We start from the raw sequence: 12,434 nt of genomic DNA, 5'->3' as shown, positions 1-12,434 counted from the left end.
GAGACGAAAATGAACCTCATGTCATCCAAGGAAGTCGGCCATCCCGAACTGCTCGCCAACGGCAAGACCCTGAAAGCATACCGCGCCGAGATCATGGAGCGCACCAGCAAGACGGGCCATTACAACGGGCTCGCGCGGCTCGAGTTGCGCGAGAAGGACCCGATCGGCTACGAGAAGCTGTTCTCCAAGATCCGCGGCGGTCTGGTGCATGCTCGCGAAACCGCGAAGAAGATCGCTGCTTCGCCGATCGTCGAGCAGGAAGGGGAACTATGCTTCACGCTGTACAACGCGGTCGGCGACTGCGTGCTGACTTCGACCGGCATCATCATCCACGTCGGCACGATGGGCGCCGCGATCAAGTACATGATCGAGAACAATTGGGAGGACAACCCGGGCATCAATCCCGGGGACATGTTCACCAATAACGATTGCTCGATCGGCAACGTTCACCCTTGCGATATTGCGACGATCGTGCCGATTTTCTGGGCCGGCAAGCTCATCGGCTGGGTAGGCGGGGTGACGCATGTGATCGACACCGGTGCGGTGACGCCGGGTTCCATGTCGACGGGTCAGGTCCAACGCTTCGGCGATGGCTACCAGATCACCTGCCGCAAGACCGGCGTAAACGACCAGCCGCTGCGCGACTGGCTGCACGAAAGCCAGCGTTCGGTGCGCACGCCGAAATACTGGATCCTCGACGAGCGCACCCGGATCGCCGGTTGTCACATGATCCGCGACATGGTCGAAGAGATCATAGCCACCGAGGGGCTGGAAGCCTACGAGAAGTTCAGCTATGAGGTCATCGAAGAGGGCCGTCGTGGCTTGCAAAGCCGCATCAAGGCAATGACGCTGCCGGGCAAATACCGGAAGGTCGCATTTGTGGATGTGCCCTACGCCCACGAAGATATCCAGACGCCCTCGGCCTTTGCCAAGATCGACACCATCATGCACTCGCCGGTCGAAATGACGATCAGGGCCGACGCCACATGGCGGCTCGATTTCGAAGGCGCGAGCCGCTGGGGATGGCACACCTATAACGCCCACCACGTGGCGTTCACGAGTGGCATCTGGGTCATGATGACCCAGACCCTGGTGCCGACACAGCGCATCAACGACGGCGCCTACTTCGGCACGGAGTTCCGCCTGCCGAAGGGCACATGGATGAACCCGGACGATCGCCGCACCGGGCACGCCTATGCATGGCACTTCCTGGTATCGGGGTGGAGTGCCATGTGGCGGGGGCTCGGCCAGGCGTACTTCAGCCGTGGCTATCTGGAAGAAGTCAACGCCGGCAACGCCAATACATCGAACTGGCTGCAAGGCGGCGGCATCAACCAGGACGGTGAGGTGCACGCGGTCAACAGCTTCGAGGCCTCTTCGTGTGGCACGGGCGCCGGCGCCATCAGGGACGGTCTCAATCACGCCGCCGCGATCTGGAACCCGGAAGGCGACATGGGCGACATCGAGATCTGGGAGATGGCCGAACCGTTGCTTTATCTCGGGCGCAACGTCAAAGCCAATTCCGGTGGCTATGGCAAGTACCGCGGCGGGTGTGGCTTCGAAACGCTGCGCATGGTCTGGAAGGCCCAGGACTGGACCATGTTCTTCATGGGCAATGGCTACATGAACAGTGACTGGGGGTTCATGGGCGGCTATCCGTCTGCCACCGGCTACCGGTTCGAGGCGCACAAGACGGGCCTGAAGGAGCGAATCGCGCAGGGACTCTCGCTGCCCCTCGGCGGCGACACGAATCCCGACGAACCGGACTACGAGCGGCATATCGACGCGACTTCCAAGGTCAAGCGCGACAAGCAATGCATGACGACGGAGGATTGCTACGAGAACCATGACTTGTACCTCAATTACCTGCGCGGAGGTCCGGGCTTTGGTGATCCACTCGATCGGGAGATAGAAGCCATTGCAAAAGACCTCAACAACGGTTTTCTGCTCCCGGAGTTTGCCGAGAAGGTATATGGCGCGGTGTTGTCGCAGGACGCAACGGGGATCTGGACGGTCAATGCGCAACAGACGCTGAAGCGCCGTGGCGAAATCCGCAAGGAGCGGCTTGCCCGCTCGTTGCCGACGCGGGAATGGATGAAGGAAGAGCGTGAACGCGTCCTCACCAAACATGCATCGCGCCCGGTACGTCACATGTTCGCGACCAGCTTCGGGTTGTCGCAGAAATTCCTCAACGACTTCCGGAAGTTCTGGGACCTGCCTGCCGACTGGAACATGACCGAGGCAGAACTGGATGTGCCGTCCTACGGCTCGAAATACCGGATGGATCTCTCGTTGCTGCCCGACGTGACCACGGTGGTTCAGGTCGAAGAGTAATCCATGCCGGTATCGATATCGAAGCAAATCAAGGAGTAGCGAAATGTCTGCTTACACGAAGGAACAGGTCGGCAATCTGGTCGATGGACGACTCGACTGGGATACGACCGTACGCATGTTGTCCATGCCGAAGGATCATGAGCGCTTTAGCCAGTATCTCGAAGTGTTGCAGGGGAAAGTCTCGTGGCCCGACAAGATAGTCTTGCCGCTTGGACCACACCTGCATATCGTGCAGGCCGCGAAGAGCAAACACTGGCTGGTCAAATGCGACTGCGGCCATGAGTTCTGCGACTACCGCGAAAACTGGAAACTGTATGCCAATGTCTATGTGCGCGACACAGAGGAGGCCATGCTCGAAGTCTATCCGAAGCTCATGGCGCCGGACACCCAGTGGCAGGTCTACCGCGAGTATTACTGTCCGAGTTGCGCAACCATGCACGACGTCGAAGCGCCGACGCCGTGGTATCCGGTGATTCACGATTTCGAGCCGGACATTGAGGCGTTCTACAAGGACTGGCTGCAGTTGCCGGTTCCCGAGCGCGCTGACTAGCGCATGGCTCAGGGCGCAGTTGTCTCGCGCCCGGTACTCCCCCGCGGGCGGCGCCATTCCATGGAATGGCGCCGCCGCTGTGTGGCTTTCTCACAGCCCGCACGTTGTTTGATGCGCCGCAACGAGTGGACTCTGCCCGCCTGCGAGCGGCTCAATCTGACCATTCGAAAATCGAACGGTCCCGTGGAGCCATGGTCCGGAAATCAAACGTTCGGCGGTGCGCTGAGCTTCCTCTTTCGGCGTTCTCGCGATGGCATCGATCTTGCCCATCTTCTGGCACGAGTCGGCCGCATCCGTCATGTTGCGGTGCGGTATAAGGCGGCGTGAAGAAGGAGACAAGTAATGGATATGCCGGATGCCACGCAGATGTTCTCAAACCCTGGCGACGAAGCGTTTGTCATGGCCGCCTGGGAACGGTTTCTGAGCGGCGGAGAAGCACCGCACAGTGTTGTGCGGCACCTCGTTGACACATCATGGCAGCGCTGCCTCGATTGGCAAGTGGATCCCACGCTGGGCCATGCGCCGCCGCCGCTGGACGAACATCTACTGTATTCGTTGCAACGCAGTCACCGCGATCTAGTCGAGGCGAGTGCTCCAGTGATGGCGGATGCACGCGACTTTCTTGCGCAAACCGAAACGGTCATGGCGCTTGCCGAGCCGGCCGGCACCATCCTGAATCTCGAGGGGGACCCAGCTACTATTGCTTCCGCGCGAGGGATTCAGCTGCTGCCCGGCGCGTCCTGGAACGAAATGATCTGTGGCACCAATGCGATTGGCACGGCGATCGAGGTCGGCCAGCCCGTGCAGATCCATTCTGCCGAACACTTCTGCGCCGGCATCAAGCGCTGGACCTGCTCGGCCAATGCGATCCGCGACCCGCGCGACGGTACGATTATCGGCGTCATCGACGTGTCCGGCCTGTCCGAATCCTACAACCGTCACAGCCTGGCGCTGGTCGTCACGGCAGCCAGCCGGATCGAGAGTCGTCTGGCTGCGCGGACCATGGAGCTTCGCTACCGGTTGCTGGATCGCTGCATGAGGCGCCTCGCGATGCTTGCGTCGGACGGCGCCGTGGTGTTCGACCATGGCGGCTATCCGATCAAGGTCAATGAGCACGCCGAAGCTGCGATCGCGGCAGCCGGCGGTGATCTTTCGCTCGCACGGCCAAAACGGATTCTGGCGCTTGCCGCCGACTCTGCGCTTACCAATGTGACGACGGATCTCCCCCACTGGATTCAGCCTGACTGGATCGAGCCGGTGATCGACGATGGCAGGCGCATCGGTAGCTTGCTGATCGTGCCGTTCGCACAACGTCACAGCACTGCGCGCAGGGTCAGCAGCGCATCCGGTCGCGGCGCCGAGGGTGGATCGACGGCCGGCTTCGAACGCATCCAGGGCGAAGCTCCGGCATTGCTCGATGCCGTGGACAAGGCCCGCCAGATAGCACGTTCACATGCACCAGTTGTGTTGCTCGGCGAGACTGGCGTGGGTAAGGAATTGTTTGCCAAGGGAATCCATCACGCGAGCCAGGCGAAGGAGGGGCCTTTTATTGCACTCAACTGCGGGGGCCTGTCACGCGAACTACTCGCCAGTGAACTATTCGGCTATGGTGATGGCGCCTTCACCGGTGCACGCCGAGGGGGCGCGCTTGGCAAGATCGAAGCAGCCAATGGCGGAACCTTGTTTCTCGACGAAATCGGCGAAATGCCGGTAGATCTGCAGCCACATTTCCTGCGCGTGCTGGAACAGGGGGAGATTTATCGGCTCGGCGAAAACGCCCCGAGGAAGGTGACCTTTCGTCTCGTTGCGGCGACCAATCGCGACTTGAGAAAGGAGGTCTCAGAAGGGCGCTTTCGAATGGACTTCTTCTATCGCGTCGCGGTGACCAGTATCCGTATTCCGCCGCTGCGCGACCGGCCGGGGGACATTCGCCGCCTCACGGAGTATCTGGTCCGGAAGTTTGCGACGGAGCTTGGCCGGGCTTGCCCGGCGGTGGACGATGAAGTGGTTGTGGCGCTCTGTGCGTATTCATGGCCGGGGAACGTCCGGGAGCTTCATAACGTGGTGGAAAGTATGATTCTTACGGCAGGCTCAGAGGTCCTTACGCTCGCTGATCTGCCACCGGAGCTGCGCGAGAGAGACGAGCCGATCCGCGCCGGTTGCGATGAGCCTTTCTCCCCCGGCGGCTCGGGCACGATGGAAGCGTCGGAGCAGGGGGCAATTCGCAGCGCGATCGCCATCTCTCGCGGAAACCTGACCTCGGCAGCAAAGCAGTTGGGTATTGCGAAGAGCACGCTGTACCAGAAGCTCAGGAAATATGGCCTGGATCGAACGCTAGTTGAAATCCGGGACCAGGGCCGTTAGGAGGTCCGGCCGCATGGCCGACGGGCGAAGCTGGCTTCGTAAAGCACCCCGGCGCTTCGAGAGTGGATCGCTGCGCGCGGCTTGCAAACGCGAGAAGAGCTTAACGATGCCAAGCGAGAATCTCTATTCGCTCGTCGACACCTGTAAGGCCAAAGCACCGACCCGTATCTGTACTTGTCCTGGCTATTCCAGCGTCTCCTACTCGCGACGAGCGCCGACGATTACCCGGTACTCGTGCCTTGGAATACCCCCGACATGGGCCACTGATAAAATACCCAACGTCAGGCGCTCTTCGATATGAACTCGTGAAGAATGCTTGCTGTTTCAGTTGGGAGTTCTTCCGGGAAGAAATGCCCACCATCAATGGCGTGACCTTGAACCGTGTGCGCAAACTTTCGCCATAGTTCAAGAGGTCCACCGTGCTCCTGGTACCAAGACTCAATGCCTCCATGTTTGCTCCATACGACTAGCAAAGGGCACATGATCTTTTTGCCGGAAGCGATATCACTACGATCATGTTCACGATCGATAGTTGCCGCTGCTCGATACTCTTCACAAATCGCATGGACCCGCACTGGGTCGCGTAAAGCGTCGACATATGCTTCTCGTACCTCCTGCGAAAATGTTTCGCCCTTTGTCCCCCAGCAATCCAGAGCATCGTTCACGACAGCTTCAGGCGCGGCTGAAATGAGCCGCTCCGGAAGCGGCGATGGTTGTGACAGCAGCGACCACGGCCAAAACGATAAGGCGAATCTTGCATCTGCGTTATCCCACATCACCTCGGTCGGCAATATATCGAACGCTGCAAAATGGAGGATCTGATCAGGGAAATCGAGCGCCATTCTGTGTCCAACCCGTGCGCCTCGATCATGCCCGGCAACTGAGAAGTGATCGTGCCCGATCTGCCGCATCACGTTGATCATATCGCGAGCCAAGGCTCGCTTGCTGTACGGCTCATGGTTGAAAGACGAGTTCGGGCAACCACTATTACCGTAACCACGAAGGTCTGGACAAACGATTGTGTATTGTTTGGCCAACAGTGATGCAACCTCCCTCCACATCAGATGTGTCTCAGGAAAGCCATGAAGAAGTAGTAATGGAACTCCAGATCCCGAGGTCCGTAAAAAAATCTTTGATTCACCAGTATCGACGGTAACGGCTTCGAATCCATCAAACATGGCGAGGCCCTTCGAGAGATATAAACATTATCGTTATGGTGCAATCCCTGGCGGCAGTCGTTTAACGGTAACCGGTTTCCCGCGTCGCCTGGTTCGCCCAGCGGAGAAACGACGCGCGATACTGATGCCTGAAATCGCGTAGTTCGTCACTGATCTGAATCGCGTCCCGCTGGAATTTCGAAATCCGCGGGGTGCGAGGCGAGGTGACATGCTGTCGTTCAGTTTTTGGAGCGGTAGGGGCTCACGGGGCGCTTGGCCTGGCCAATCCGTGAACCTTCATCGCGTTCTGTCGCTGACGCAGCGCCAAAAATCGCGAGCACCGTCTTGTCGGCCGTCGACGCGACATAGAGCACGTCGCGGTGCGAAAGGCGCGCAACACTGTGGTGCCGTCTGTCCTGAGCATTCAACTCACGACCGAGCCGCATTGCTACCCCGCAGCGGCGTGCTGACTCGAAAGGCCTTCCAGTATCTTGCCCGGCAAAATGGGCAGGTCGCGCACACGCAAGCCAATGGCGTCGTAGACGGCTGCGGCCACTGCGGCATCCACGCCGGTCGCGCCGAGTTCTCCGATGCCGCGGGTACCGATCGCACTTGCATGCGGATCATACTCACTGACGAAGTGGATCTTGATATCGAGCGGAATGTCCGCATTCACCGGGACCGCCACGTTCGACAGATTCTTCGCGAGCCAGCCACCGGTATTTGGCTCCTGCACGCTTTCTTCCATCGTCGCCTTGCCCCAACCCCAGATGATCGCGCCCGTCATCTGGCTTCGCGCCGTTTTCGGATTGATAATCCGGCCCGCGGAATAGGCACCCACCGCCCGGCGCAAGCGCACGAGGCCAAGCTCGGGATCGACGCCTACTTCGACAAAGATCGCACCCCACGTCCGCATCGCGTATGGCGTACCGTCGCCGTCCGCGCTGAAGCCGGCGCCACCCGGAAGCGTGAACGCACCGTCCGCGACCATCTCCGGTAGATTGGCCCGCCGCAGGCTCGCGCGAACGTCTTTCCCGCCGAGCGCATCGAGCTTCGCGTTTATTTCCCGGCAAGCCAGTGCGATCGCGCTTCCCGTACTGCCCGTGGCGCTCGATCCATAGACGGGACTCGCCGGGTGAAGGTTGGTATCGCCCCACACAATCGACACGTTCTCCATCGGCAAGCCCAGCTCTTCGGCCGCGATCTGGCAAAAGACCGTCTGCGTGCCGGTGCCGATATCGTGCGTGTTCGCCTCGATCAGCGCCGTGCCGTCGGACCTCAGGCGCACGCGCGCCCCGCCGGGAAAGCGGAAATTGCCCATCGAGCTCGTCGCCATCCCATGTCCGATGCGCCACGCTCCGTCTCGTCGTGGCGTCTCGCCGCGCGTGCGCCAGCCATAAAGGCGCGCGCCTTCCTCATATGCGTCGCGAAGCTTTTTTGACGACCAAGGCTTGTTCGTATGCGGATCGACCTCGGCGTAGTTCGCCAGTCGTAGATCGAGCGGATCGATCTTCAGCGCCACGGCGAGTTCGTCCATCGCGCTTTCGAGCGCCCATAGCCCCGGACCTTCCACCGGCGCGCGCATTGGCGTGGGCACGTTGATGTTGCGCCGCTCCAGCCACTGCTTAGTGCGAATGGCGGGCGACGCATAAAGCGTCTTGCTTGCTTCGCTTGCGGGCTCCAGATGCGTGTCCGCAATCGCGCTCGAATTGACGATTTCGTGATCGATGGCGCTGAGCCGGCCGTCGGCCGTTGCCGCAAGCTTGATGTCCTGTTCCATCCACGGCTGATAGCCGACGCAGACGAACTGATCGTGACGCCGCAGATGAAGCTTCACGGGCCGCCCCGCGACGCGTGCCGCGGCGGCAGCAAGAATCTGATGCGGCCACACATATCCCTTCGAGCCGAACCCGCCGCCCGTGTGCGGTGCGATCACGTGAATGTCGTCCGGCCTCATGCCGAGTGCCGCGGCTATGACAAGCGGCACATTCTCGCTCGCCTGAACCGCATCCCACAGCGTGAGCTTGCCGTGCTCGAATCGCGCAACGGTGCCCGATGTCTCCATCGCATTGTGGTGACGCGCGGCTTGAATATACGTCGCCGCCACGCTTGCCTGTGTGGTTCCGAGAATCGCATCGACGTCGCCCATCTCCAGATCGTCGCCGAGCATGCGTGGCTCGGGCGGCGGCTCGCGCGTCGCGGCGCCGGGAAGGATGGGGTCGTCGCGCTCGCAACGCACAAGCACGGCATCGCGGCCGGCTTCCGCCGCCTCGATGGATTCCGCAAGCACGATTGCGACCGGCTCGCCTTCGTACCGGATCGCGTCGTTTTGCAACGGCAGTGCGAGCACCGCCGCAGGCGGCTGAACCGCACCGAATCGCGGCATATCGTGCGCGGTAAGCACCCGCACCACACCCGGTAAGGTAAGGGCCGCGGTGGCATCCACGTCGATCAGCCGGCCCGACGCGACGGGCGCGCCGACCAACGCTGCATGAAGCGTGCCGGGCGGCGTGTTGTCAGCCGCGAATTTCGCCTGTCCCGTGACCTTCGCCTGACCTTCCACGCGGGAGACCGCCGTGCCGATGCTCATGATCGCCCTGCTGCCGTCAGTAACGCACGCACCGCGGCAGTGCGCGCCATCGTCACCTTGTAACCATTGTGAGCGAGCGGCCGGGCGTCGCTCATTGCCGCGTAGACAATCGGCGTGACCACTTCCTTGGTCGGCGCCTGCCCGGCCAGCGACACCTCCGCGGCTGGAAGGCGCCACGGGCGTTGCGCCACCGAGCCAAGTGCAATGCGCGCCGACACAATGCGATCCCGATCGAGCTCCACGGATGCGGCTGCCGAGACCAGCGCATATTCGTAGCTCGCGCGCTCGCGGACTTTTACGTAGGCGGATCGTGCGTCCGCGCGGATGGGTATGTGAAAGGAGACGATCACTTCGTCGGCAGCCAGTCTCGTCTCGAGGCGGGCGGCATCGCCGCCCATGCCGGCCGCTTCCTGCTGCGTCAGGTGGAACTCCGTCATCTTGATCATTCGAACGCCGTTCGGCCCGATGACCTCAGCTGTCGCATCCAGACAAGCCAGTGCCACAGCCGGATCGGACGGTTGAATCGCGACGCATGCATCGGTCCAGCCAAAGATTGCATGCCGTTCGTTGATGCCATTGCGCGCGGGGCAGCCCGACCCGGGATTGCGCTTGTTGCAGCCCCATGGCAACGGCGCTTCCGAACGAAAATAAGCGCATCGCGTCTTTTGCATCACATTGCCGCCGAGCGTCGCGCGGTTGCGCACCTGCGCCGAGGCGGCGAGCAGACAGGCTTGAGCCAGCGCGCTCGCGTGGGCGCCGACAAGCGCGTCTTCACCGATCACGTTCAGGTCCGTCAGCGCGCCGATCACCAGATCGTCACGCTCGCGCACAATACGAACGAGACCTGTGAGTCCACCGACATCGATGACGCGATCGGGCGCTGCGATGCCGAGCCGCATCCAGTTGAGCAGCTCCGTACCGCCCGCGATGATCGCCACGTTGCCCGCCGCCAGCGACGCGACTACCTGCTGCGCGGTTGCGCCACGCGCGTATTCGAAGTTTTTCATCGTTCGTCTCCGGCCGCGCCGGCGGCATCGAGCACGGCCGCCGTGATCTGCGGATAGCAAGAGCAGCGGCACAGATTGCCGCTCATCCATTCGCGAACGCTCGCCTCATCGGTCGCGTGCCCTTCAGCGATGCAGGCGACCGCGGAGACGATTTGCCCGGGCGTGCAATAGCCGCACTGAAAGGCATCGTGCTCGATAAATGCCTGCTGTACCGGATGCAGCGTCCCGTCGGAGGCGGCCAGACCTTCGACAGTCGTGACCTCGCAGCCGTCACATTGCACGACGAGCGTCAGACAGCTGTTCATCCGCTTGCCGTCGACCAGCACGGTGCAGGTGCCGCATGCGCCTTCATTACAGCCCTTCTTGGCGCCGCTGAGACCCGACTCTTCGCGCAACCAGTCCAGCAGCGTGACGCGCGGGTTCACCGTTGCGGCCCGCGGCTGGCCGTTCACACGCATCGCCACCGTGACGCTGCTTGACCAATGCAGCCCGGCGTCTCCATTTGGACCTGATTGCTCCCCGAAAGTAGCGTCGTCCATTCCCAATTCCTTGCCGGTTTCAACAATCACTCTGCTTGTATATAGACCATATGGAGTCGATATCAAGGGACGATATCCCTCCTGCTTCCGCACCGTCTCCCAAGAATCGATCCGGCTGGCAGTGCAACGGCGAGCTGCTCGCATGCACTCGCTCGACACTTGCAAGCGGGCCAGGATTAGGTGAGCCGATTTCGACCTGATGCTGATTGAGGCCCCAGGTCCCAGGTCCTAGTGTTCCGTCCCAGAAATAACTTTGCATAGCCGAGCCACTTTCTGCAGAATTGAATCGGCAGTCGCGGTCCATACGAACGGCCGGCCGTGTTGGTTGTACTGCTCGATATACCGCTCAATGCCGGTAACGAGTTGGCGCACGTTCTTGAACGACCCTCGACGAATCGCCTGCTGCGTAATCAGGCCAAACCAGCGTTCAACCTGGTTCAGCCAGCTTGAGTAGGTCGGCGTGAAGTGCATGTGGTAGCGCGTATGCCTTGTCAGCCACGCCCTGACCTTCGGATGCTTGTGTGTCGCGTAGTTGTCGACGATCAGATGCACATCGAGATCGGCAGGCACCGCCTGGTCCACATGCTTGAGAAACGCCAGGAATTCCTGATGTCGGTGGCGCGGCTTACATTGCGCAATGACTTCACCCGTCGCCGAATTGAGCGCGGCGAACAGAGTAGTGGTGCCATGCCGGACGTAATCATGCGTCACTCCCTCGAGATAGCCCAGCCCCATCGGCAACATCGGCTGCGTACGCTCCAGCGCCTGGCACTGGCTCTTCTCATCGACGCACAGCACCAGGGCATTGGTCGGCGGGCTCAGGTACAGCCCGACAATATCGCGCACCTTCTCTATGAAGTAGGGATCGTTAGACAGCCTGAAGCTTTTTGAACGATGGGGCTGTACACCGAACAACGACAGATATCGGGCCACCGAACTCTTCGAAATCCCTGTCTGCGCAGCAGCGGACCGCACGCTCCAGTGCGTTGCACCGTCCGGCTTCTCATGCAGTATCCTCGCCAGCAGTTCCGCTACCGCTTCATCGTCATGCGTGCGAGGCCGGCCTGGACGGGCTTCATCATGCAGGCCGGCAAGCCCCTGCGCGACAAACCGCTTCTTCCAGTGCGTGATCGCCGGCGGCGTCACTTCGCACTGCGTTGCAATTTCCTGACTCGTATGACCGTCAGCGGCCATCAAGACAATCTTTGCCCGGCGGACCAGAGAGTGAGGCAGTGAACGCGAGCGGCTCATTGATAGCAATTGTTCTCGCTCCAGCTCGGATACGACAACCTCGATTCCTTTGCGTCCCATGAACGCCTCCTACACACCGTGACTCGATCATAGAAATAATCTGGATTTATGCAAAGTTATTTCTGGGACGGAACACTAGCGCGGGATTGGCAGGGCGGGTTCGCGCTTCGCGCGCCGCGGCGAGCCGGGTCGCTAACGTATCCGTAATCATATGAGGGGATCGGCTGATGTACATCGATGCGCATTTTCACGTCTGGGATATCTCCCGCGGTGACTACGCATGGCTCACCCCCGAGTTGACCGCGATCTATCGCGACTTCGGCGTGGACGATTGGCAGCGTGAGTTCGGGCCACTCGGCGTCGGGGCTGGCATCGTCGTGCAGGCCGTGCCAACCGAGGCCGAAACATCGTTTTTGCTTGAATGTGCGGCATCTCGTCCCGATCTCGTCCCGATCTCGTCGCCGGTGTCGTCGGCTGGGTCGACTTCGAGCAACCCGACGCTGCGGAGCGTATCGCCGGATTGGCCGGGCATCCGCGGCTAGTGGGGCTGCGCCCGATGCTGCAGGATCTGCCCGATGCTGCGTGGATCCGCAAGCCGTTCGCGGATAGGGCGCTGACGGCGATGGCGCAGGCCAGGTTGAC

Annotated in this window: 10 protein-coding genes; 5 read left to right on the top strand and 5 right to left on the bottom strand. The window is 61.1% G+C overall.

Annotated features, from left to right (window positions below):
* Window positions 1-9 precede the first annotated feature (9 nt).
* Genes OKW43_RS04220 through OKW43_RS04205 form a run of 4 tightly spaced genes read left to right on the top strand, consistent with a single transcriptional unit; the run spans window position 10 to window position 5,248 of the window.
* Window positions 10-2,334, top strand: coding sequence for a hydantoinase B/oxoprolinase family protein (locus OKW43_RS04220; protein ID WP_187633452.1), 2,325 nt, complete (start codon window positions 10-12; stop codon window positions 2,332-2,334).
* 43 nt (window positions 2,335-2,377) lie between these two features.
* The gene (locus OKW43_RS04215) at window positions 2,378-2,884 is read left to right on the top strand and encodes an acetone carboxylase subunit gamma (protein ID WP_187633451.1); all 507 of its coding nucleotides are present in this window, start codon (window positions 2,378-2,380) and stop codon (window positions 2,882-2,884) included.
* Between the two features lie 60 nt (window positions 2,885-2,944).
* Entirely contained in the window at window positions 2,945-3,211 is a 267-nt protein-coding gene (locus OKW43_RS04210; RefSeq protein ID WP_187633450.1) for a hypothetical protein, read from the top strand.
* 15 nt (window positions 3,212-3,226) lie between these two features.
* On the top strand, window positions 3,227-5,248 hold the full coding sequence (locus tag OKW43_RS04205) for a sigma-54-dependent Fis family transcriptional regulator (RefSeq protein ID WP_187633449.1): 2,022 nt from the start codon (window positions 3,227-3,229) through the stop codon (window positions 5,246-5,248).
* 281 nt (window positions 5,249-5,529) lie between these two features.
* Here OKW43_RS04205 and OKW43_RS04200 read toward each other — a convergent pair whose 3' ends face one another.
* From OKW43_RS04200 to OKW43_RS04180, 5 genes are all read right to left on the bottom strand, one after another.
* A complete protein-coding gene (locus tag OKW43_RS04200; protein WP_187633448.1) occupies window positions 5,530-6,426 on the bottom strand; it encodes an alpha/beta fold hydrolase in 897 nt (298 codons plus the stop codon).
* 427 nt (window positions 6,427-6,853) lie between these two features.
* Window positions 6,854-8,995 (bottom strand): xanthine dehydrogenase family protein molybdopterin-binding subunit, encoded by a 2,142-nt coding sequence (locus OKW43_RS04195; protein ID WP_429445464.1) that lies wholly within the window; start codon window positions 8,993-8,995, stop codon window positions 6,854-6,856.
* A complete protein-coding gene (locus OKW43_RS04190; protein ID WP_429445462.1) occupies window positions 8,992-10,002 on the bottom strand; it encodes an FAD binding domain-containing protein in 1,011 nt (336 codons plus the stop codon). The genes OKW43_RS04195 and OKW43_RS04190 overlap by 4 nt, the downstream gene beginning before the upstream one ends.
* Complete coding sequence (locus tag OKW43_RS04185) at window positions 9,999-10,685, bottom strand: (2Fe-2S)-binding protein (protein ID WP_429445460.1); 687 nt, start codon at window positions 10,683-10,685, stop codon at window positions 9,999-10,001. The genes OKW43_RS04190 and OKW43_RS04185 overlap by 4 nt, the downstream gene beginning before the upstream one ends.
* Window positions 10,686-10,769: 84 nt before the next feature.
* Window positions 10,770-11,852, bottom strand: coding sequence for an IS630 family transposase (locus OKW43_RS04180; RefSeq protein WP_429445458.1), 1,083 nt, complete (start codon window positions 11,850-11,852; stop codon window positions 10,770-10,772).
* A 167-nt stretch (window positions 11,853-12,019) separates the two neighbouring features.
* Between OKW43_RS04180 and OKW43_RS04175 the strand changes: the two genes are divergently transcribed.
* Window positions 12,020-12,334: an amidohydrolase family protein gene (locus tag OKW43_RS04175; RefSeq protein ID WP_312892516.1), complete on the top strand. Its 315-nt coding sequence runs from the start codon at window positions 12,020-12,022 to the stop codon at window positions 12,332-12,334.
* The last annotated feature ends 100 nt before the right edge of the window (window positions 12,335-12,434 follow it).

Source organism: Paraburkholderia sp. WC7.3g, from assembly GCF_050436345.1.
Lineage (GTDB): Bacteria > Pseudomonadota > Gammaproteobacteria > Burkholderiales > Burkholderiaceae > Paraburkholderia > Paraburkholderia podalyriae.
This window is presented reverse-complemented; position numbering and strand designations above follow the sequence as displayed.

Coding starts and splice junctions, on each gene's coding strand:
- OKW43_RS04220 (WP_187633452.1), top strand. CDS start 10: ATGAACCTCATGTCATCCAAGGAAGTCGGCCATCCCGAACTGCTCGCC.
- OKW43_RS04215 (WP_187633451.1), top strand. CDS start 2,378: ATGTCTGCTTACACGAAGGAACAGGTCGGCAATCTGGTCGATGGACGA.
- OKW43_RS04210 (WP_187633450.1), top strand. CDS start 2,945: ATGGAATGGCGCCGCCGCTGTGTGGCTTTCTCACAGCCCGCACGTTGT.
- OKW43_RS04205 (WP_187633449.1), top strand. CDS start 3,227: ATGGATATGCCGGATGCCACGCAGATGTTCTCAAACCCTGGCGACGAA.
- OKW43_RS04200 (WP_187633448.1), bottom strand. CDS start 6,426: ATGTTTGATGGATTCGAAGCCGTTACCGTCGATACTGGTGAATCAAAG.
- OKW43_RS04195 (WP_429445464.1), bottom strand. CDS start 8,995: ATGAGCATCGGCACGGCGGTCTCCCGCGTGGAAGGTCAGGCGAAGGTC.
- OKW43_RS04190 (WP_429445462.1), bottom strand. CDS start 10,002: ATGAAAAACTTCGAATACGCGCGTGGCGCAACCGCGCAGCAGGTAGTC.
- OKW43_RS04185 (WP_429445460.1), bottom strand. CDS start 10,685: ATGCGAGCAGCTCGCCGTTGCACTGCCAGCCGGATCGATTCTTGGGAG.
- OKW43_RS04180 (WP_429445458.1), bottom strand. CDS start 11,852: ATGGGACGCAAAGGAATCGAGGTTGTCGTATCCGAGCTGGAGCGAGAA.
- OKW43_RS04175 (WP_312892516.1), top strand. CDS start 12,020: ATGTACATCGATGCGCATTTTCACGTCTGGGATATCTCCCGCGGTGAC.